Consider the following 21,592-nt stretch of genomic DNA (forward strand, 5'->3'; position numbering starts at 1 on the left):
GATGTACGCGGGGGCGCGTGGTGACCGACGCCTGAGCGCCGCGGTCACCGGTGGGCGAGACCTTCGCGAGTGCGGCGAAGGAGCTCCAGAACGCGGTGTTCGAGCTCGTGGCCGGTGCCGAGCAAGCGGTTGCAGTGCAGGTGCACATGGCTGCGGCACACCGCGGAAGAGGGACGGGCGGACGGCAGGTTCCGGCGGCGGACGGCCAGCAGGGACGTCAGGGCCCGGTCGTGCGGTGTCGTGCCGAGCGAACCCGGATCGCCCAGGAGCCGGCGCAGCTCGCGGGAGCGCCTGCGGTAGTCCCGGCCGCCGTCCGGCGAGCGGGAGACGCCGTCACGGTAGAAGCGCGTGCGCTGCTCGACGTCCAGCCCGAGGCCGTCGAGCAGGTCGTCGACGCTGAGCGCGGCCACGGTGGCCGGGTCGTAGGGGAATCCGTGGTTTCTGGACAGAGCCAGCAGACCGGCTACCGCCGGGCTGTCGGCGATGAAGACGCCCTCGGCGGCCGGCATGTCGTCCAGGCCGCCGTACCGCTCGATCTCGCGTTCGTAGGTGTCGAAGGCGAAGGTCGCGCACGCGCCCGTGGAGATCAGATCGGCCGCCCAGTCGCAGACGTGGCGCATGAGCGGGCCGAGCAGCGTGGCGGGGTCGCCGTGGAAGCGGATGCGCAGGTGCGGGTCGGGATCGGCGTAACGCAGGAAGAACCAGCCGTCGGCCAGCCCCGCTCCGGTGACGAACTGCCCGAAGGGGCGCAGTGAATCGACGATCAGCTCGTCCTGGAAACGGCGGGGGCCGTACAGCTTGAGGTAGAGCCAGTCGCTGCCGGGCGGCCGCGCGCGGGCCCCGGCGGGCACGACGGCGGGACTCCGGCGCCGCGGCGGGACGGTCCGTCGCTCCCTGAGCGCGAGCGGCACCACCACCTCGCTGAGGTGGGAGCCCTCGGGGCCCGGCAGCCAGGCGTGATCCGGGTGGGGCAGGGCCTCCTGGAGCAGAACGGGACGTCCTGGCGGTTCGTCGCGCAGCAGTTCGGCCTGCTCGGGGTCGTCCAGGTCGAGCAGCAGCCGGTTGTCGCCACCGGCCAGGTACACGTGGCGGGGCACGCCGTGCGCCTGCCGCCAGGCGGCCAGGCTGGCCGGCTCGCGCAGGGCCGCGGGATCGACTCGCCAGCGGGCCAGGGACAGGACGACGCGGCCCCGCTGGATCCGGGGCAGGAACGGAAGACCGGCGGCCGGTCCCCAGTCGAACGAGGTGAACACGCACCGGCCGTGGCGGGCGACGTCCAGCAGGAAGCGGGCCGCCGGGGGCGCGTGCGACGGGTTCAGCATGTGGCACTGCGTGGCGACGACCTCCACGTCGCGTGCGGGCCACCGGACGGTGAACAGGCCGTCGCGCAGGCCCACGACCAGCTCGTCGACCGGTACGACCCACTCCTCCGCGAGGCCGGTGGAAGGGCCGAGACGGATCTCGTGGCGGTGCCCGCAGCGGCGTACGGCGACGTTGCCGGAACGGGCACGCTCCGGCGTGTAGACCACCTCGGCGAGGAGGCGGCCGGGCGCGTGCCGGGACTCGGCCTCCGCCGCCCGCGCCAGCGCGGTGGCCGCCGGAGGCCCGAGCAGGTCGGCGAAGCGTCCGAGGGTGCGCCCGGCCGCGGTCGCGCCCAGGTTCGGGCCCACGACGAGCAGGAAGTCGCCCTTGTCCACGGCCTCGGCGCTGGAGGCCGCCACCAGGACCGCGAGGTCGAGGGTCGGTGGGGCCGGCGCGGCCGCCGGGGTCCAGGTCTGGAGGCGTTCCAGCAGGTCGTCGTCGAGTTCGACGGTGGTCACCCGGTCACGGCAGGCGTTCACCGCCAGGTCGGTCAGCAGCCGGTGCCGGGTGGTCGGCGCGTGGAGCTGGTTGCCGCCGTCGGTGGGGCGGCCCAGCCCGAAGTCCGGATCGACCAGCTCCAGGAGCGGGACCTCGCGGTCCGCGCCATAGCGGCTCTCGAACGCCCGGCGGCAGGCGTCGAGGTGGGGCGGTCCCGCGGGGTGCGGGCTCAGCCGGAGCAGCAGCTCGGCCGCAACCGCCGCCTCCGCCCCGATCCGCCTGTTCAGGCCGGTCCCGGACAGCGGCAGCGCGAGGTCCGTCTGGAGCAGGTTGCGCGGGTCGGTGGGGGACACGATCGTGGTGATCCGGTCCAGCAGGCCCGGCCACGTGCGGGCCCGTTCGCCGAGCGGGCGGGCGTCCCACTCCCGCAGGGCCGCGCGCAACTCGGCGAGATCTTCTGCGACGGGGTGGCCGGCGAGCCGTTCCCGCACGTGGCCGAGGGGGTCGCGGGTGAGCGGCGGACGCAGGTCGTGGTGCAGGAACCCTTGCCGGAGCAGGTCCTCGACCAGCCCGTCCGCCTTCTCCGGGGTGGCGCCGGGCAGCGTGATCAGCGCTTCGACGAGCTCCGCACGCGAGACCGGCGCGCGGGCGAGGGCGAGCGCCCGCCGTACCGCCGACGTGGCCCGTACGGAGGCCGTGCCGCCCGCCGGGAACGCCCGTCCGGCGCGGACCAGCACAGAGGGGTCGGCCACCAGCCGCAGCCGGGCGCGGACGTCGGGGTCGGCTTCGAGCTGCGCGACCAGGTCCATGAGCCAGCCCAGGTCCGGGCGGGTGCGGGTGCGCGGCTCCCGCTTGGCGAGGGCCAGGTCGGTGCAGGGTCCCCAGTCGGCCAGGGCGACCCCCGCGAAGAGGCCGAACGGGGTCGGCCGCGTGCTCATGCGGATGAGGTAGCGCAGCAGTTTGCGGCCGATCCGCCGAGCCTTGGGATGGCCGGGCGGCGTTCGCGCCAGAGCGGCGGCCAGATCGCCGCTCGCCACCTGGAGGGCCGCCACCACCGCCGGGGCGCCGGGCAGCAGGCGGCCCGGATCCGCCGGCTCGCCCGCTCGCACGGCGGCGTCCACCGGCAGGAGCGGGGCGCGCACCAGCGCCCAGTCCATCGGCGTGTACAGGCTCCGGTTCGCGCGGGTCATGACAGGAGGAAGAGCCGATCCCAGGCCGGTTCGACGTCCGTCGCCGCGGCCAGCAGCACCAGGACGACGCCCGCCGCGCCGTCCAGGACCCCGGCGCGGTCCACGGAGTTGCCCTGCGGCTCCAGCGAGGCGTACGCGAGCGGCCGTTCCGGCTGGTAGGCGGCCAGCAGCTCGTCCACGAGCTCGCCCGCCTCCTGGCGGAACAGGCCGGTGTCGCAGGCGAAGCGGAGCACGATGTGCAGCAGGCCGCTTACCCCGTGGCAGAACGTCGGCGACGGGATGGCGCGCCGCTCGGCCGGGCGGCGCAGGACGGCGTCCATCGCCTCCAGCGCCAGCTCGCCCAGGAGGCCGTCGTCGAGCGCCTGGGCCGCCAGCCACAGGGCGCGGGCGACCCCGGGGGCCCCGTAGCACCACGCGCTCCGTGACGGGGCGGCCCGGCCGGGCCGTCCCTCGCCGGTCAGCGGTACGAACGCGGGCCAGTCGTCCCCGGCGCGGTGGGCGACCAGCCAGTCGGCGATCCGTCTGACGGCCTCCGCCTGGCCCGGCACCTCGATGCCCGCGCGCAGGGCGAGCGACAGCAGGGCGAGCGGCCCTGGGATGCCGTGCGCGAGACCGCAGTCCACAGCGCCGTGCGGGTGCAGCCGCGACATCGTCTCGTCGCCCATCAGGTGGGCGGGCGTCATCCAGGCGGGCGGCTCCTGCTCCCGGGCGAGCGTCACGAGCCCCGCGAGGATCTCCGGGAGGATGCCGTGCGGGTCGTGCGTCAGCAGGTGGGCGCCTGTCCCGCAGGCGCCGGAGATCAGGTCGAACGCGCTCACCGGGCCCGGCTCGCGGCTCTCGCCGAGCCGCCTGCCGATCGCCGCGGCTCGGGGCGCGAGGGCGTCGTCCAGCGTGGCGAGCATCCGCCGGTAGCGTGTCCCGTCCCTGCTCAGTGACACGGTGGCGAACGCCAGCCCGCTCAACCCGGCGAACAGGCCCGCCGGCGCCGCTTCCACGCCTGTCGCGGCCGCCGTGAGGAACCGGTGGCCCACCGCGTCCCAGCCTTCGCCGGGCAGGCACGCGTCCAGATAGGCGCAGGTCACCGCGAGGCCCGCGTCGCCGTCCGCCACGGCGTAGGGCCTGCGGGCCAGGGATTTCGGGAACCGGGTCTGTTCGACGGACGCGGCGAGCGCCGCCGCCACCCGGCCCGGGTCGGTCACCCGCGCGGCGACGTCGCGAGCGACGCGGAGGGCCGACGCCTGCCGGTCGGGGTCGAGCGGGCTCTGCCAGGCGGCGTCACACCTCTGCGCCGGCCCGGACGTGACGGCGCTCACCCGTTCCCACCGCACCCGGCGTCGCACGTCACGGAGTTACCGCAATTGGTGGCGATGACGCAGCTCTCGTAGCAGGATCCGCAGTTGGTCACGCAGGTCTCGCAGCTCGGCTGGCAGGTGCCCGGCGTCACGCAGTCCCCGCCGTCCGCCGCCGTCGGCTCCTGGCAGTCGTGCTCGCGGGTGTCGGTCAGGCCCGGGATGCACTGACCGCTCCCCGACCGGCCGATCCGCACGTCGAGGTCGAACTCGTCGAGAGAGCGGCCCGTACGGGTTCTGGTGAACTCCACCATCGCGTCGCGGCGAAGGGTCACCTGGGTGGCCTCCTCGCCCCGGAACGGCTCCTCGTGGCGGGCGACCGTGGTCATGTCGATGACGTCGCCGGTGCGGAACTCCGCGTAGTAGTCGAGCCCGCGCGTGAAGTAGAGCCGCCGGTGGTCCGGCTGGTCGCTGTCGCCGAGAAAGCCGGTCATGCGCAGAACCGCCGCGGGCGCCTGCGCCGGATCGGGCCGCAACCTCTCCACGATCGGGTCCTGTGATCTGCCGGCACTCCCCGGTGCCTTCTCGTCCTCGTCGGGCATCGCCTGTGCTCCTTGACGTCCGCGGTTGCCGGGTCGCGGGGACGTGGCCCCGCGACCCCTTGATCAGCGCTCCAGCAGGGCGCCCAGGCGGCGGCCGGACTCCTCGGCCATCGCCCGTACCGTCTCGGCGACGGTCTCCTCCGGCCGGTCGGGCACGGGGCCCAGGAACGCGGCGGGTGGCACCGGCCCCAACGCCCGCAGCACCAGGTCCCTCGTCCGCAGGAACGCCTCGGCGCTGTCACGGAACGACGCCCCCGAGGATTCGAGCTCCGCGAGCACCCTGTCCTGGTCCTGCAGCTCCTGCCGCTGACCGCTTGGCTCGCCGGTCGCGGCCAGAACGGCGAGACACCCGCTGATCTCCTGCCTCGCGGCGCTCCGCAGGGCGGCGGCGTCCTCGTCGGCGCCTCCGGCGTCCGGGCGGGACAGAGCCCTCCGGATCGTGTCCGCTTCACGCTCGTACAGGTCGAGCACGAGGTGTGCGTACGCGCCCCGCGGCGCGGGCGACGGGTCGAACGCCTCGTTGATCCCGCCCAGCCAGCGCAGGAAGAGCCGGCCACCGGCTCCGAGCTGTTCCGTGTGCCGGCCGAGACAGTGAAGCAGGTACTGGGCCCGGTCGAAGGACCGCCTTGCCTGCCGGGCGGGGTCCGCGCCGGCGATGGGCCCGTACCGGTCGGCCAGTTCCTCGTGCCTCGCGGCCACGGTGGAGTGGAACAGCGCCAAGGTGGTGTAGACGTGGCTCACGGTGAGGGCACGATCGACCGGCCAGCCCTCACCAGCCTCCCGCCTGGCCCTGTTCCAGTGCGGACGGACCAGCGGCGACACCGCCGCGTCGTAGCCCTCCTCCAGCAGGGAGTGGGTGTGCTCGAGGTCGGTGAACTTGACGTGCATCGCCTCGTGGAGGAGATACTCGGCGGCCTGCCACGCGTCGCCCAGCACGGCGGCCGACAGGAAGATCACCCCCGGGATGCGGGGATGGGTGAGCGACGCGAACCCGGGCGACGCGGACTCGGGCGACGCGGACTCGGGCGGCGATTCCTTGCCGGCGACGACGACCAGGTGCACGTGGCTCAGCGCGCTGCGCGCGAGCTTGGGGCAGAGCTCGTGCAGCAGCTCCGCACCCCGCAGGAGCGTCTCGCGCACGCGGCCCTCGGGGCTCGTCAGGGTGAGCCCATGCAAGCTCGCGGAGAAGACGCGGCGGAAGAACTCGCCCAGCGGATCCACCTCCGCCCGGGGCTCGGACCACACCCACGGCCAGGCGGCCTCGTGCAGCCTCACCAGGTCCGCGGCGCCCTCGGCCAGCGGCGGCACGGTCACGCGAGGACTCTGAGCGGCCGCGGTCTCCAGGACGGTGTCCAGCTCCTCCTCCGGCCAGGGGAGATCACGGCCGCCGAGCACGGCGCTCAGCCAGGTGTCCGTCGCCACCCGGACCGCCGGGTCGCCCAGCACCTGGTGGTGCCGGTCGTCGGAGGCGTCCTCCTGTGCGGCGAGCAGCAGATGCGCGCCCTTGGAGTGCTCCTTGAGCAGAAGCAGACGGTGGCGGTAGTGCAGGCGGGTGCGCTGACGGATGTAGTCGCAGTCGCCGAACGGGCGGTCGCCGGCGAGGATCTCCTCCATCTGCCGCCTTGCTTGAGCGGTGTTCACCGGCGGTCTCAGCGCTGGAGGCCGGAGTCGTACATGGCGGCGCAGTACAGGACGGGGCATCTGACCCTGGCCAGGCCGGCGGCTCCCTCGCCCTTGTCGCTCAGCGCTCTCATATCGTCCTCGGACAGCTGGCTGTCGACGATCTCACCCTCGGTGATGCGCAGGACCATCGGCCCCTTGATGCTCTGCCCCATCGGTACTCCCCTCATCGGTCTCATCGGATCGATGCTGGTCCTGCTCGACGTCGGGCAAGAGAGAACCATCGGCTTCTTCAAGGTTCTTCCGTCCGGGCGCCGGCCTGCGGAAATCCGATGTGCTTCACGCCGCGACGCCCACACCGGCAGGGGTGTGGGCGTCGCGGGTAGGGCCGCATCGTGGGCCGTCAGCCGGCGACCCTGCCGAACAGGTGGTTGGCGGGGGCGTCCGGGTCGTTGCCGTAGAAGAACTCCGTGACCGCCTGATGGAATTCGGCGCGGTCCAGCACGCCAGAGCCGTCCCGGTCCAGAGCGGCGAAGACCGCGGCGCAGTCCTCGCCGGGAACGCCGCCGACCGAGTCGAACATCTGCTGGAACTCCGCCTGGTCGATCTTGCCGTCCCCGTTGAGGTCGGCGAGGTCGAAGAAGTGGTCGGTCACCGGCTCGATCTGTTGCGGGTACAGGGCGGGGTCGGTCAGGGCCCGCCTGAACCCTTCGGTCATCTCCCGCAGATCGACCTTTCCGTCACCGTCGTGATCCATCGGGGCGATCACGTTCGCCCAGAACGTGTCCATGCTCTGGGTGAGCAGGCGGGCGGTCTCGGAGTCCGGCTCGGCGCCGCGGGCGGCGATGTAACGCTCGCTCATCATTCGGACGTCCCGCTGGGTGATGAACCCGTCGCCGTCGACGTCGGCGCCCCTGAACCACCGGCCGTACTTGAGGTTTTGAAGTGCAGTCACGGTTACGCAAAGTATTCGATTGATTACGGTAAAGCAAGCGGCTCAATGCTCGAGGTGCGGTGGGGTGAAGGCGAGCACATCGGGATGAGGGCCGTCGTAGGGCTCGACGTCGACCAGCGCGCTGAGGGCACTCGGTCCTTGGGACAGACGCGAGCACGGCCGATCCGCCGTGAGGACATTGGGATTGCCGTGGCGGTCCAATGTTCCGCTCAGGCCCGGCTGGACCGGATCCCACCACGCTCCGGTGGACAGTTGTACGACGCCCGGCATGACGTCGTCCGACAGGACCGCGCCCGCCAGACAGCTGCCTCGGTCGTTGTGGACACGTACGATCATGCCGTTCTCGATGCCGCGCGAGGCGGCATCCAGCGGATTGATCGTCACGGGCTCACGGCCACGGATCTTCGAATGGAGGCTGTGGCCACCGTTGTCGTACTGGCTGTGCAGGCGCGAGGCGGGCTGATTCGAGATCAGGTGCAGCGGGAATCGGCCCGACAGATCGGCGCCGAGCCACTCCACTGGTTCGAACCACATCGGATGCCCGGCACAGTCGTCGTAGCCGAACGAGTCGATCTCCTCGGAGAAGATCTCGATCCGGCCCGACGGCGTCGTCACGGGGAAACGCTGCGGATCTGAGCGGAGCGCCTCGAAGCTGCCGGGAAACGGTCCGGTCAACGCCGGCAGCTCAGCGGTGGAGCTGTCCCAGAAGTCCTCGAAGCTCGGCAGGGCGGCGTCGTCGCCGAGGTTGGCCCTCGTCTGCTCGTACAGGTGCCGGACCCATTCGATCTCGGAGCGCGACTGCGTGAACTCCTGCTCGTATCCGAGCCGGGAGGCCAAGGCGGTGAAGATGTGATGGTCGGTGCGTGACTCTCCCGCCGGCTCGCGGACCTTGGGCATCGCGACGAGGTGAGGATCGGAGAATCCGGCGGCGAAGTCGTCGCGCTCCAAGCTGGTGGCGACAGGCAGGACGATGTCCGCGAACTTGGCCGTGGTGTTCCACCAGGCTTCGTGAACCACCACCGTGTCAGGGGCCTGCCAGGCTCGGGCCAGCCGATGGAGATCCTGGTGGTGGTGGAACGGGTTCCCGCCGCACCAGTAGATCAGGCGAAGCTCCGGCAACGTGAGGCGCCGGCCGTCGTAGCCGATGGTCCTACCCGGATGCAGCAGGGTGTCGGCGATCCTCGCGACAGGGATGAAGTCCGGGACGGGGTTGGGGACCCCGGGTATCCCAGCCACGCTGGGGCGGCCTCTGGCAACGCCTGTCGCGTCCATCGTCGCGTAACCTGCTCCCCAGCCACAGCCGGGCCGGCCCATCGATCCGGCCATGGCGGCCAGCACGACAGACATCCAGATCGGCTGTTCGCCGTGGTCCGCCCGCTGCACCGCGTAGTTGACCATGATGAGAGAACGTCGCTCGGTGAGGCGGCGAGCGAGGTCGATGATCGTCTCGCGACCGATACCCGTGATCCTCGCCGCCCAGGCGGCATCCTTGGGGACGCCGTCGAGCTCGCCGGTCAGGTAGGAGGCGAAGCGGTCGAACCCGACGCAGCACCGGTGGAGGAAGTCCTCATCGTGCCACCTGTTGACCAGCATCGTGTGGGCGATGCCCAGCATCGCGGCGGTGTCGGTGTTGGGGATGACGGGCAGCCACTCGGCGTCGAGGAAGCCGGCGACGTCGCTGCGGATGGGGCTGACGTTCACGAACCGCACCCCGGCCGCACGGCACTGTCGCTGCAGGTTCTGCGTCTGGTGCCTGGCCAGCCCACCCGGGTTGATCTGGCTGTTCTTGAGGGCCAGCCCTCCGAACGCCACCACGAGCTCGCAGTTGTCGGCTATCTCGTCCCACATCGGCATCCGCGACTGGTAGCTCCACGGATGCCCGCCGATCACATGGGGAAGGATGACCTCCAGCGCCGCAGTGCTGTAGGTGTTGCGAGAGTCGGTGAAACCCCCGCCCAGCGCCAGGAACCGGTGGAGCTGACTCTGCGCGTTGTGGAACACGCCCGCGCTCGCCCAGCCGTAGGACCCGCCGAACACCGCGCTGTCTCCGTGCTGTGAACGCACTCGACGGAGTTCATCGCTCACCAGCGTGATCGCGTCGTCCCAGCTCACCTCCACGAAGGTGTCCGCGCCTCTGGCCGCGTCGTGGGTGCGCGGCTCGCCGTTGAGCCAGCCCTTGCGCACCGCGGGGCGCAGCACGCGAGCGCCGTCGTCGGCGGCTGTCACCATTCCGGGGCCGATGGGCGACGGCACGGGGTCTTCGCGCCTCGGCTCAATTCGTACTAATCGCCCGGAATCGACCACCGCGATGAAGCTGCCCCAGTGCGTCGCAACCGACATGCGTCGTTCCACCATGCATCAACCCCATCCCTGAAGCTCCCCCTGCTTTCGACCAGCGGTTGCTTGCGTCGCAGGGGGCTCCACCTCAGTCGGCGGCCCGCAGGACGGAGACTTTCCCCCATGCCCTGCTGCTCAATCCCGTCAGTGCGCACCGGCTCGTTCTGCACCTCGCGCGGCGTCTCCGGTTGAACGCGGCCCTTCTTGCGGCCCCCCGCGGGGAGCAGGGCAGGAGGCCACGTCAGAGGGCCTGCGAGGTGGCTGATGCGTGCCGGAGTGGCCGGAGGACTTCCGGTCGGCGCCGTGTGCGAGATCCCCTCGCACCGGTGAGGTCAGGCTGCGGCGTCGTCGTCTGCGCGGTCCGGGTGTGGACGGTGGTCTCGGTGCAGACGGTTCACCAGCCGACAAACAGATCATGCTGGCACGGTGCCTGGCGCCGGGTTTCGGCAGCCAGGCCGTCCAGTGGCTCCTGCGTCTTCACCGGGCCGCCTTGTCCGGCGTCCGGGCCAGCAGCTCGGGCTCGGTGATCATCGGCCAGTGCCCGGCGTCCAGCGTGATCACCTCCAGGCCCGGCAGGTGCGGCGGGCCGCCCGGGTCGCCCGCGCAGGCGATGTAGGTACGGGGCAGCCCCTGCGCCGCGCTCAGGTCGGCCGGCGCCGGGTCCTGGTAGGTGCCGATGGGCTGGCCGACGCCGCGTACCCGCAGCCAGGTACTGTCCTCGGGGGTGAGGCCGTGCTCGCCGAAGTTGGCGTCGATGACCTCGTCGCTCATCACCGCGTTGATCGCCGTCACCTCGGCGACGGCAGGCCCGCTGACCCCCGAACCACACCTGGCGCTGACGCTGGCCGCGGCCGTCCGCGCGGCACACCGTCCGGATCGAGCACACCCGCGGCGCACGCGAGGTGGACCCGTACGGGCTCGTCGTGCACGCACGCCGCTGGTACCTGGTCGGACGCGACCATCTGCCGGCCACCTTCGGCGACCTGCACGCCTGCCCTGACGGCGGCGTGCTCCTGGTCAGCGGCGCGGAGGACCTGCCCGCCATGGCGCGCATCCTCGCCGGCCTGCCCTGGCCCTTCACCGTCCGCAATCCGCCCGCGCTGGTTGCGGCGCTCGCCGAGCACGTCACCGCGCTCACCCTCGCCGTCGCCCGCTCCCATCCGGCACCGTAACCGCCGGCGCCTCTCACCCCGCTGCCACGGTGGTCAAGGTCGAGATGCCTGGGTGAACCGGACGGTGATGGACAAGCCGCCTTCGGGGCGTGCGCCGGCGGTGAGGGTGGCGCGGTGCGCTTGCGTGACGGCGTTGACGATGGCGAGGCCGAGGCCGTAGCCGTCGCCGCGGTCGTGACGATCGGACGCCAGTTTCTGGAAGGGCCGGCAGAGGCGCTGGAGGTCGTCGCCGGGGACGACCGGCCCGCTGTTGGTGACCGTGAGGGTCACCTGCGTGCCGGAGGTCTGGGTGGTGACCTTCACGTGCCCGTCCGGGTGGTTGTGGCGGATGGCGTTGTCGACGAGGTTGGCGACGAGGCTCTCGATCAGTCGCGGGTCCCCGGCCGTCACCGCGGGCGCCAGGTGTCCGGCGAGGTCGATGCCGCGTTCCGTGGCCTGGCGGCGGCGGGAGGCGAGCACTCCCTCGGCGATGTGGGCCAGGTCGAGGGTGTCCCAGCGGGTGACGCCGCGCTCGCTGGTGGCCAGGGCGAGCAGTGCCTGGACGAGCCGCTCCTGGTCTCCGTTCAGGGCGAGGGCCTCCTGGCAGGCCGAGCGCAGGCTGTCGGTGTCCGCATCGGGGTCGGCGACGGCGACTTCAAGCAGGGTGCGCTGGCCGGCCAGAGGGGTGCGCAGCTCGTGGGAGGCGTTGGCGACGAAGTGGCGTTGGCTGTCGAAGGAGGCTTGCAGGCGGGCGAACAGGTCGTCGAGGGTGCGGCCGAGCTCGGTCAGCTCGTCCATGGGTTCGCCGAGGTCGAGGCGCCGGTGGAGGCTTCCGGTGGAGATCGTCCTGGCGGTGGCGGTGATGGCGCGCAGCGGGCGCAGGAACCGGTCGGAGACGAACCAGCCGAGGGCCAGGGCGACGGGAATCAGCAGGATCAGGGCGACGGCGGATCCCGTGAGGAGCTGGGGCAGCCTGATCCCCGGCCCGGACTCGATGATCGCGCTCGCTGAGGGCCGGCCTACGGGTGTGGCCGCGTCGATGCCGGCGAGCGGGACGGCGACGAGGGCGAGCACGAGCACCCCGGCGGCGTAGAAGCCCGCCGCGTAGGCGAGCGCGAGCCGCGTCTGCAGGGATCTCCTGGCGAGCCGCTGTGAGGTCATGACGGTCCGATGCGGTAGCCGCCTTCACGGACGGTCTCGATCACGGGCGGGTCGCCGAGTTTGGCCCGTAACCGGTGCATGGTGTGCTTGACGGCGCTGCTGAAGGGGTCGGCGGCCTCGTCCCAGGCGCGCTCGAGCAGTTCCTCGGCGGAGACGACCAGGCCGGGTACGGCGAGCAGGCATTCGAGCAGGGCGAACTCCCTGGGGCTCAGATCGAGGCGCCGCCCGGCCCGGAACGCGGTACGGCGGGCCGGATCGAGGGTGATGTCCCCGCAGGCCAGGGTCGGCGGGAGCGGCGGGGTGGCGCGGCGGCCCAGGGCACGGACGCGGGCGACCAGTTCGGCGAACGCGAACGGCTTGGGCAGGTAGTCGTCGGCGCCGAGGCTCAGCCCGTCGACGCGGTCCTCGATCGTGCCGGAGGCGGTGAGCATCAGCACGCGGGTCGCGCAGCGGCCGTGGGCGAGTCGCCGGCAGATCTCGTCGCCGTGGACGCCGGGCAGGTCGCGGTCGAGGATCACCACGTCGTAGCGGGTGGCGGCCAGGCGATCGAGCGCGGCGGTGCCGTCGAGGACGACGTCGACGGCCATGCCCTCGCGGCGCAGCCCGGTTCCGACGGAGCGGGCGAGGACCTCGAAGTCCTCGACGACGAGGACCCTCACCGCCCCTCACCGCCGCTCGTCGTGCGAGGAGGGCGGACGTGGCGGCCGAACCGGCCGCCGGGTCGAGAAACCATGGGGCAACGATGCCAGATCCCCGGTCGCAGCCAGGTCGCGGCGGCCGCGACCCGGCTGGAACCGCGGGCGGCGTACAACCGTCGCCATGAGTTCATTCATGCCTCACCGATCCGACCGGCCGGGCGGGCGGGACGGCTTCCCTCAGTTGCTGCGCGCGGAGTGGGCCAGGTTCCGTTCCGCCCGGGGCCGGCTGCTCGCCGTGGCGGCCTGCGTGCTGGTGACCGTGTCGCTCGGACTGCTGATCGCCGGAGGCGTCCGCACCTCCTGCGTGACCGGGACGGGCGAGGGCCCCTGTCCCGCGCCTCTGGTGGGCCCCGACGGCACGGCGGTGAAGGACAAGTACTTCTTCGTGCACCAGCCGCTCAGGGGGAACGGCAGCATCACCGCCCGCGTGTCGGACATGACCGGTCAGATCCGGCTGCCGGACGCCATCCCCGGGGTGCGCAACGTCAAGGAGGGGGTGGTGCCGTGGGCGAAGGCCGGCCTCCTGGTCAGGCCGAGCCTCAAGCAGGGCACACCGTACGCCGCCGTCATGCTCACCGGAGATCACGGCGTGCGGATGCAGTACAACTACGTCCACGACGTGGCCGGCGGTCCGCACAACGGCCCGCAGTGGCTACGGCTGACCAGGTCCGGCGACATCGTCACCGGCCAGGAGTCGGACGACGGCAGGACGTGGACCGAGGTCGGCACGGTCAGGATGGCCGGGCTGCCGGAGACGGTCGAGATCGGGCTGTTCGCCACCTCGCCGGGCGTCCTGTGGGACATGGCCAAGGCGTTCGCCAACGCCACTGCCACCTTCGACCAGATCAGGCTGCAAGGGGCGAACGGTTCGTGGCGCCGCGACGACGTCGGTGTCTCCATGGAGTCCGACGGGAAGACCCCGCACCACCCGGGCGGGGTCGTCGAGTCCGGCGAGAAGCTCATCGTGACCGGGGGAGGCGACATCGGGCCCGCCACGGTGGAGGGGGGTCTGCGCGCCGACCTCATGCTGATCGGCGGGGCCGTGGGGCTGATCCCGCTGTTCGTGGCGGCGGCCACGTTCCGCACCACCGGCCACCGGCGCAAACCGGCCGGGGCCGGCCTGACCGAACACCTTCGCGAACCGGCCGGAACCAGCCCGACCGAACACCTTCGCGAACCGGCCGGGACCGGCCCGACGGCTGGTTCGCATTCGGCGTGGTTGCCGGCGGCACAGGCCGTGGTGGTCGGCGCGGTCGGGTTCGCGGCGGGGCTGGTGACCTCGGGGGTCGTGATCCCTGCCGGGCTGGCGCTGTTGCGTGCCCATGAGAACCCGATCCAGCCGATCACCCTGGGCACCGAACTGCGGATGATCGTCGGCTACGCGGCGCTGACCGCGGCCGCCGCCGTGCTGGCTCTCGGCCTGGCCGCGCTGGTCAGGCGGGCCGTCGTCGCCGTCGGGCTGGCGATCGTGCTGGTCGTCGTGCCGTACCTGCTGGCGACCGCGGGGCTGGCGCCATGGCTGCTGATGATCACCCCGGCTGCCGGGTTCGCGATCACGCAGAGCATCCCGACGTTCGCGCATGTGGACGTGGACCCGTCACTGCTGGGGGGCCACTACCCGCTCCCACCATGGGCAGGCTTGGCCGTGACCTGCGGATATGCCGCGTTCGCCTTGAGAGTGGCGATCGCCGCACACCGCGGTCACGGCGATCTCCCGCTCGCCCGCTGAGCCGGTACGCCGGGCGCGCCCGTGCCCGCCGTCGAGCGGGCACGGGCCGGCCCCCGCGTCCAGGTCAGAACGTCAGCGACCAGGAGTCGACGAGGCCCGTGTCGAAGGTGTAGACGTCGCGCACCTGAAGCTTCCAGGTCCCGTTCCGATCCTCTGCAGTGGTGTTCACCGCGAAGGTCTGGTGCACGCCGTCAGCCGATCCGATGCCGCCCGCGGGCTTCAGGCTGTAGACGGCCCCTCCTGGGGCCACCAGGTCGATGGCCAGGTCGCCGGTGTAGGGATGCACGATGTCCACCCGCACGGAGGTGGCGGCGGAGCCCTTGCCGGGGCAGCCGGTGATCGTGACGGCGCTGGAGACCGCTGCTCCCGCGTCCGGGATGGGCACGTCCGTGCCGTTGGTGCCGCTTCCGCAGGTCGGCGGCTGGCCGTCGTTCATGAACGAGATGTTCAGCAGCTTGTTCGGCGAGCCGGTGCCGGCGTTCTTGACGACGCCGGGTGTCGCGTTCGCGGTCAGCGCGGCTGCGACGTCGGCGGGGGCGGCTCCGGCGTGGGCGCTCAGGTACAGCGCCGCCGCGCCGCTGACGTGCGGGGTGGCCATCGAGGTGCCGTTCATCACCGCGGTGCCACCGGAGTTGGAGGTGGAGGTGATGTTCGAGCCGGGGGCGAACACGTCGAGGCAGCCGCCGAGGTTGGAGAAGGAGGAGCGGTTGTCGGAGCTGTCGGTCGCGCCGACGGTGATCGCCTCCGCGGTACGGGCGGGGGAGTAGTTGCACGCGTTCGCGCCGTTGAAGTTGCCCGCGGCCACCACGGTGGTGATGCCGGCCGCGACCGCGCGCCGCACCGCTTCGTCCAGGGCCGGGTCGGGGTCGCTCTGGATGCTCATGTTGATCAGGGCGGGCTTCGCGGCGTTCTGGATCACCCAGTCGACGCCCGCGATGATGTCGGAGTTCGGGGCCGAGCCGTCGCAGCCCAGCACGCGGACGCCCACCAGGCGCACGCCCTTGGCCATGCCGTACGTGGCGCTGCCGATCGTGCCCGAGACGTGCGTGCCGTGCCCGTGGCAGTCGTTGGCCACCGGGTCGTCGTCGATGAAGTCGTACCCGTCGGCGGCCCGGCCGCCGAACTCGGGGTGCGTTCGGTAGATCCCCGTGTCCAGGACGTACGCGGTCACGCCGGGGGCCTTGCCGGACTAGGTGTAGGAGGCGCTGAGCGGCAGGTTCGCCTGGTCGACGCGGTCCAGCCCCCAGGTCGGGTTCTGCTGGGTGTCGGCGATGCGGGCCTGGCGGTCCGGCGTCACGTACGCCACGGCGGGGTCGGCGGCGAGCCTGGCGGCGTCCTGGGAGGTCAGCCGGGCGGCGAAGCCGCGCAGGCCGGCGCTGTAGACGCGGGTGACGCCGGCCCGGTAGGCCGAGGCCAGGTCGCGCGTCCTGGCCCTGGTCACCTCCGCCCTGGCCGTGCTGTCGCGCAGCACCACGATGTAGCCGCCCGCGGGGCCGGCGCCGGCGGCCGCCCGCGCGGGCAACGCGGCGAACGGGCCGAGCAGCGTTCCGGCCAGCACCCCTGCCAGCACGGCGAGGTAACCGCCATACCGCCATGAGCCGGGCGCGGCGCGGAATCCGCCGTACGGCCGGGCGGCGGGGGCGGCGCCGCGGCACTGGCGGGCCGCAGGGTTGCGGGATCCGAAGAGGATCGTGGGGGGTCGATCTGTCACGGGTTACTCCGTTTCGTGAGCTGGTTCCCGCAGAACCCTCCGTCGCTCCCCGTTAGGGATCAATCCGGAAAACGGTAGGTATCGTCCGTGTGAATCGTCCGCAGCCACGCGTAGCATGTCGGGCGCGAAGAGTGTCCGACATGGGCAGGTGCATGCGATTGACCAGGGCCGCGAGGAAGACAACGCACGCGACGCCGCCCCTGCTGATCGGCCGCTCACGCGAGCTGGAGGCGCTGACCACCGCCCTGACCCGCCCGCCGGCCGTCGCCATGATCGAGGGCGAGGCCGGCGTGGGCAAGACGCGGCTGGTCCGCGAGCTCACCGCCCGTCCCGAGCTGCGCCGCCATCACCTGCTGACCGGCCACTGCCAGCCACTGCGCGAGCCCTTCCTGTACGGCGCCCTCCTGGAGGCGCTCGGCCACCTGTCCGGCCTCGCCCCGCGCGGGCTGAGCCCGGTCACCGGCGTGCTGCGTCCCCTGCTGCCCGAGCTGTCGGGGGCGCTGCCCGAGCCGCCCGAGCCCACCGGCGACCCCCGGTCCGAGCGCCACCGCATGTTCCGCGCCGTCCGCGAGCTGCTGGCGGCCTGCGGCCCCGCGCTGCTCGTCGTCGAGGACCTGCAGTGGGCCGACGACGGCACCCGCCACCTGCTGCGCTTCCTCATGACCGACCTGCCCGCCGGCCTCGGCATCGTGCTCACCTACCGCCGCGAGGAGGTCCCCGGCGGCGTGCCGCTCGGAACGGCCTACCGCCCGCCGCCCGGCGCGGCCAGCGTGCTGGTCGGCCTGGAGCCGCTGGCGCCGGCCGAGGTGCGCGCGCTGGCCGGCGCGCTGCTGGGCCGCTCCCACGTCTCGGCGGAGTTCGCCGCCCGGTTGCACGAGCGCACCGCCGGGCTGCCGTTCGTCATCGAGGAGGTCCTGCGCACGGCGCCCGGCCAGGTGCTGGAGAACGTCGAGGTGCCGGTCCTGCTGCGCGAGTCGATGGCCGAGCGGCTGGCGGCCATGCCGCTGCCCGCCGTACGGCTCGCGCAGGCCGCCGCCGTGCTGGCCCTGCCCGCGACCGCGGAGATCCTGCAGCAGGTCGCGGCGCTGACCGGCGGGCGCGCCAGGACCGCGCTGTCGGCCGCCCTGGCGGCCGGGGTCCTGCACGAGACCGGATACACCTACGGATTCCGCCACGCGCTGGCTCAACGGGCCGTCTACGACACCCTGCCCGGCTTCGAACGCCGCCGTCTGCACGAACGAGCCTTACGCGTCCTGGAGAAGCAGCACCCCAGGCCGCTGGTGCAGCTGGCCGACCACGCCCACAGAGCCGGCCTGGAGGAGGAGGCCCTGGTCTACGGCGAGGAGGCCGCCGACCGGGCCACCGAGGTCGGCGACGCCAGCACGGCCACCCACCTGCTGCGCCGCCTCCTGCGTTCACCCGCGACCACCGCCGGGGACGTGGACCGGCTGGCCATCAAGCTCGGCCAGGTCGCCCACACGGGCCTCGACCAGCTCGACCCCACCGCCACCCTGGAGGGGCTCCTGCGCGACCAGCGGCTGTCCACCGCCGTGCGCGGCGAGGTACGACTGTTCCTCGGCCTGCTCCTCATCCGCCAGCGCGACGGGCTGACGGCCGGCCGGGCGGCCATCGAGGCGGCGCTCGACGAGCTCGAGGAGCGGCCCGACCTGCAGGCCAAGGGGGTGGCCGTGCTGGCCCAGCCGTATTTCGGCACCACGCACGTCCGTGAGCTGCGCCCCTGGACGCGGCGCGTGGCCGGCCTCGTCCGGGCCTCCGGCGGTGAACTGCGCATGTCGCTGCTGGCCAACCACCTGGCCTCGCTGCTGCACACCGGCGATCCGGCGGTCCTGGCCGACCTGTCCCTGCCGCTCTCGCCCACCCAGCCGGGGGCCGAACGCCGCCAGCACGCCCGCGCGCTGTGCAACCTGGCCGACGCCTGCACCTGCGTCGGCCACTTCCGCCGGGCCAGGAGCCTGCTGGACGCGGGGCTGCGGCTGGGCGCAGAGGCGGGTGCGGCCTTCGTGGTCAGCACCGCCCGCTCCACCGGCGTCCGGCTCGGCTGGTTCCTCGGTGAGTGGGACGGCCTGGCCGCCCGCGCCGCCGACCTGCTCGACGAGTACCACGACCTGTTCCCCGTGGCCAGCGAGCTCTCCCTGGTCCTCGGCCAGCTCGCGATCGCCAGGGGCGACTGGGAGGAGGCCGCGCGCCGGCTGGCGGCCACCGGCGTGGACAACCCGGACGACGCCATCACCCCGGTGGTCCTCGGCGGCCACGCGGCGCTGGCCGGCCTCGGCCTCGCCCGCGGCGAGCCGGCCCAGGCGCTGGCCGAGATCGACAGAGGGCTGGCCGTGGCCAGGGGCAAGGGTGTGTGGGCCTGGACCGGCGAGCTGGTGCCCGTGGCCGTCGCCGCGCTGACCGGCGCCGGACGCATGGACGACGCGACCGGCCTGCTGGACGAGCTGGAGCGCGGCCTCGCCGACCGGGACGCGCCGCTCGCCGCCGCCGCCCTGGAACTCGGCCGGGCCCACGTCCTGCAGCACCGCGGCGACCAGGCGGGGGCGCTGCTCCGCTACGAGCGGGCCCGCCGTCTGTACGCCGGGATGCCGGCCCCCTACCTCCAGGCCCTGGCCGAGGAGCGGATCGCGCTGTGCGGCGGCAACCCCGAGCACCTGGCCGTGCTGGCCGGCACCTTCGCCGCCATCGGCGCCACCCGCGACGCCGACCGCTGCCGCCACCTGCTGCGCGGCTACGGCGTGCCGCAGAACTCGCGGCGCGGCCGGCGCGGCTACGGCGACCTGCTCTCCCCGCGCGAGCAGGACGTCGCCCGGCTGCTGGCCCAGGGCCGCACCAACAAGGAGATCGCCGAGGTGCTGTTCCTGTCGCCGCGCACCGTCGAGCAGCACGTGGCGCGCGTGCTGCGCAAACTGGGCAAGGAGACCAGGGCCGACCTGCTGGAGGGATGAGCCGGGGGCCAAGATGCCGTACCCCTACGGATGACGTCCCTTATTGTTCGGCCTCGGCGCGAGCACCGACAGTAGTCCGCGACACCCCCTGGGAAAGGACTACAGTGAACCCCCCACACCTACGGCGTCTTCTCCCGCTCGTGCTGGCCGCGCTGCTCGTGCCGCTCGGCCCGGTCACGGCTGACGCCGGCCCCACGCGGCCGGCGGCCAACTTCGAGGGCGACACCGTCCCCGCCCGCGACCCGCGTGCCGGCGTCGCCTTCTACAACGGCCAGGACGCCACCGTCGCCGAGTTCCCCGCGATCGTCGCCGGGCTGCGCGAGGGCGGCAGCCGTCCGCAGGGCCAGTCCTGCACCGGCTCGGTCATCGCCCCGCGCAAGATCCTCATCGCCGCCCACTGCGCCGACGCCGAGGGCCGCAAGACCTTCCTGTACGGCCTGGACGACCTCAACGCCGCGGGCGGCTTCAGGACCGACGTCGTGGAGTACAAGAAGCATCCGAAGTACGTGAACTTCGACCAGGGGTACGACGTGGCCGTCGTCACCGTCGCCGACGACATCCCGGTCCGGGACGGCAGGTACGCCGCCTTCGCCACCTCGGCGGACGCCGGCCTGGAGGCGCCCGGCAGGAACGGGCTCGGCTTCGGCTACGGCAAGAAGGACTTCGACGACGCCACCCGCGACGTCACCCTGGACAAGGCCACCCTGCCCATCGTCGACGGCCGCCAGTTGTGCCAGGGCGTCGGCGCGGGCTTCAAGCCGGCCACCATGATCTGCGCCGGTTACGCCGACGGCCACGTCACGATCCTGCCGGGCGACAGCGGCGGCCCGCTCGTCGTGGACGGCAAGGTCATCGGACTGGCGTCGTGGAGCCGCAGCGACTTCAAGTGGTACAGCGTCTACAGCAGGCTCACCAACGACATGGGTGACTGGGTCAAGGAACAGCTCGGGCCGCAGCAGCCCGGCCGGTTCGGCGTCGGCGTCACTCCGTCCGCGCTGAAGGTGGCCGCCGGCGCCTACGTCTCGGCCACGGTCACCACCACCGCCTCCGGCGCCCCCGAGAGCGTGAACCTGACGGCGTCCGGACTGCCCGGCGGAGCCGGGGCCACGTTCCAGCCGGCCTCCGTCCAGACCGGCCAGACCGCCAAGGTGACCTTCCAGACCTCGGCCACCACCCCGCCCGGCGACCATCGGGTCACCGTGACGGCCACCGACTCCGCGGGCGAGAGCGCGACCGCCACGGTGACGCTCACCGTCGAGGGCGACGCCCCGTCCGGCGACGTCAAGGTCACCGTCAGCCCGGCCGCGGCCACCGTCAGGCAGGGCTTCTCCACCACCCCGTCGATCACCGCCACGGGCGGGACGGGCGACCTCAGGCTCACCATCTCGGGTCTGCCCTCCGGCGCGCAGGCGTTCCTCACCCCGCAGACCATCCGGCAGGGCGCCACGAGCTCCGCGCTCCTCTTCACCGGCCTGCAGACCCCGCCCGGCGTCTACCCGCTCACCATCAAGGCCACCTCCGCGGACGGCAAGGTCGGCACCACGACCTTCCTCCTCACCGTCGCCAGGTTCGGCTCCTGACCCGAACCCCGACGGCCGAGGGCCCCGGCGATCCCGGGGCCCTCGGCATGACCGCCGAGGCCACCGGGCGGTCCGCTCGGCTTCTACCTGGTCGCCTGAGCGGCCGACCGGCGATCGCCCCAATGGGCCGTGCTCGGCGAGGGCGGCTTCGGGGTGCGTGAGCAGGCGCCGTGCCGGAGGTGGGGCACGATGGCGGGTGCCAGGGCGAGGGGGTGAGATGGGATGATGAGCCCGCTATGACCGCCTCCCTGCCGTTCCGTCTCGCCCGTGCCGCGGTGTTCGCCGTGGTCTGCGTGGCGCTGAGCGTGCTGGCGCACCTGTTCGGCGGGGGATCGGTCACGGGGCCGGTGACGGCCGGCGGGCTGCTGCTGGCGTTCGGGGGCGGGGTCGTGGCCGCGGCGCGGGAGCGCACGCTGGCGGTGATCCTGCCGTTGCTGGCCGGCATGCAGGTGGTGCTGCATGTGCTGTTCTCGCTCAGCCATGCTCCGGACGCGTACGCCGCGCTCGTCCACGGCCATTCGGGGCTGGTGCCCGGCGTCGGCATGCTCGTCACGCATGCCGGGGCCACCGGGCTGACCGCCCTGTGGCTGGCCCGTGGCGAGGCCGCTCTGTGGGGGCTGCTGCACCGCTTGGCCGCGCGGCTGTGCCGGGTCCTCCTGGCGCTCTTCCCGCATTCGCCGCACGGGCCGGTCGTCGTGGTGGCGGCGCCCGAGCCGGGCCGGCTGCGCTCGGCGGTGCAGGCGCATTCCGCGCCCACGCGCGGCCCACCGTTCACGCAGGTGACCGCTTTCTCCGGCTGACCTCCA

At 72.9% G+C, this 21,592-nt stretch carries 17 protein-coding genes; 5 read left to right on the forward strand and 12 right to left on the reverse strand.

The features are described from left to right. Window positions 1-44 precede the first annotated feature (44 nt). The 8 genes from ACNF49_RS25610 to ACNF49_RS25645 form a co-directional block, all read right to left on the reverse strand. A complete protein-coding gene (locus ACNF49_RS25610) occupies window positions 45-2,990 on the reverse strand; it encodes a lantibiotic dehydratase (RefSeq protein WP_482945247.1) in 2,946 nt (981 codons plus the stop codon). Next, window positions 2,987-4,303 (reverse strand): lanthionine synthetase C family protein, encoded by a 1,317-nt coding sequence (locus tag ACNF49_RS25615; protein WP_482945248.1) that lies wholly within the window; start codon window positions 4,301-4,303, stop codon window positions 2,987-2,989. Before ACNF49_RS25615 ends, ACNF49_RS25610 begins: the two co-directional genes overlap by 4 nt. Further along, complete coding sequence (locus tag ACNF49_RS25620) at window positions 4,300-4,881, reverse strand: hypothetical protein (protein ID WP_482945249.1); 582 nt, start codon at window positions 4,879-4,881, stop codon at window positions 4,300-4,302. The genes ACNF49_RS25615 and ACNF49_RS25620 overlap by 4 nt, the downstream gene beginning before the upstream one ends. A 63-nt stretch (window positions 4,882-4,944) precedes the next feature. Further along, entirely contained in the window at window positions 4,945-6,495 is a 1,551-nt protein-coding gene (locus tag ACNF49_RS25625; RefSeq protein ID WP_482945250.1) for a hypothetical protein, read from the reverse strand. Window positions 6,496-6,530: 35 nt separating this feature from the next. After that, on the reverse strand, window positions 6,531-6,716 hold the full coding sequence (locus tag ACNF49_RS25630) for a hypothetical protein (RefSeq protein WP_357981883.1): 186 nt from the start codon (window positions 6,714-6,716) through the stop codon (window positions 6,531-6,533). A 188-nt stretch (window positions 6,717-6,904) separates the two neighbouring features. Beyond that, window positions 6,905-7,456, reverse strand: a complete 552-nt coding sequence (locus tag ACNF49_RS25635) for an EF-hand domain-containing protein (protein ID WP_482945251.1) — start codon at window positions 7,454-7,456, stop codon at window positions 6,905-6,907. Window positions 7,457-7,498: 42 nt separating this feature from the next. After that, complete coding sequence (locus ACNF49_RS25640; RefSeq protein WP_498702998.1) at window positions 7,499-9,796, reverse strand: molybdopterin-dependent oxidoreductase; 2,298 nt, start codon at window positions 9,794-9,796, stop codon at window positions 7,499-7,501. Window positions 9,797-10,270: 474 nt separating this feature from the next. Further along, on the reverse strand, window positions 10,271-10,585 hold the full coding sequence (locus ACNF49_RS25645) for an alpha/beta fold hydrolase family protein (protein ID WP_482945253.1): 315 nt from the start codon (window positions 10,583-10,585) through the stop codon (window positions 10,271-10,273). An 83-nt stretch (window positions 10,586-10,668) separates the two neighbouring features. Between ACNF49_RS25645 and ACNF49_RS25650 the strand changes: the two genes are divergently transcribed. After that, window positions 10,669-10,965: a WYL domain-containing protein gene (locus ACNF49_RS25650; RefSeq protein WP_498703836.1), complete on the forward strand. Its 297-nt coding sequence runs from the start codon at window positions 10,669-10,671 to the stop codon at window positions 10,963-10,965. A 33-nt stretch (window positions 10,966-10,998) separates the two neighbouring features. On the opposite strand, the gene ACNF49_RS25655 is transcribed toward ACNF49_RS25650, so the two are convergent. Both ACNF49_RS25655 and ACNF49_RS25660 read right to left on the reverse strand, forming a co-directional pair. Next, window positions 10,999-12,105 (reverse strand): sensor histidine kinase, encoded by a 1,107-nt coding sequence (locus ACNF49_RS25655; RefSeq protein ID WP_482945254.1) that lies wholly within the window; start codon window positions 12,103-12,105, stop codon window positions 10,999-11,001. Next, window positions 12,102-12,764 carry a response regulator transcription factor gene (locus ACNF49_RS25660; RefSeq protein WP_357981866.1) on the reverse strand — a complete coding sequence of 221 codons (663 nt, stop codon included), beginning with the start codon at window positions 12,762-12,764 and terminating at the stop codon, window positions 12,102-12,104. Before ACNF49_RS25660 ends, ACNF49_RS25655 begins: the two co-directional genes overlap by 4 nt. Before the next feature lie 172 nt (window positions 12,765-12,936). On the opposite strand from ACNF49_RS25660, the gene ACNF49_RS25665 reads away from it, so the two are divergent. Further along, window positions 12,937-14,532: a DUF1349 domain-containing protein gene (locus ACNF49_RS25665; RefSeq protein WP_482945255.1), complete on the forward strand. Its 1,596-nt coding sequence runs from the start codon at window positions 12,937-12,939 to the stop codon at window positions 14,530-14,532. A gap of 64 nt (window positions 14,533-14,596) precedes the next feature. Here the strand turns inward: ACNF49_RS25665 and ACNF49_RS25670 are convergent, their stop codons facing one another. Then, entirely contained in the window at window positions 14,597-15,703 is a 1,107-nt protein-coding gene (locus ACNF49_RS25670) for a S8 family serine peptidase (protein WP_482945256.1), read from the reverse strand. A gap of 18 nt (window positions 15,704-15,721) precedes the next feature. After that, a complete protein-coding gene (locus ACNF49_RS25675; protein WP_482945257.1) occupies window positions 15,722-16,243 on the reverse strand; it encodes a protease inhibitor I9 family protein in 522 nt (173 codons plus the stop codon). 152 nt (window positions 16,244-16,395) lie between these two features. Here ACNF49_RS25675 and ACNF49_RS25680 point away from each other — a divergent pair, with 152 nt between their 5' ends. From ACNF49_RS25680 to ACNF49_RS25690, 3 genes are all read left to right on the forward strand, one after another. After that, the gene (locus ACNF49_RS25680) at window positions 16,396-19,206 is read left to right on the forward strand and encodes an ATP-binding protein (RefSeq protein ID WP_482945258.1); all 2,811 of its coding nucleotides are present in this window, start codon (window positions 16,396-16,398) and stop codon (window positions 19,204-19,206) included. Window positions 19,207-19,310: 104 nt separating this feature from the next. After that, window positions 19,311-20,786 (forward strand): trypsin-like serine protease, encoded by a 1,476-nt coding sequence (locus tag ACNF49_RS25685; RefSeq protein WP_482945259.1) that lies wholly within the window; start codon window positions 19,311-19,313, stop codon window positions 20,784-20,786. Between the two features lie 236 nt (window positions 20,787-21,022). Then, the gene (locus ACNF49_RS25690) at window positions 21,023-21,586 is read left to right on the forward strand and encodes an MFS transporter (RefSeq protein WP_482945260.1); all 564 of its coding nucleotides are present in this window, start codon (window positions 21,023-21,025) and stop codon (window positions 21,584-21,586) included. The last annotated feature ends 6 nt before the right edge of the window (window positions 21,587-21,592 follow it).

The sequence above is a fragment of the Actinomadura sp. ATCC 39365 genome (assembly GCF_054392275.1).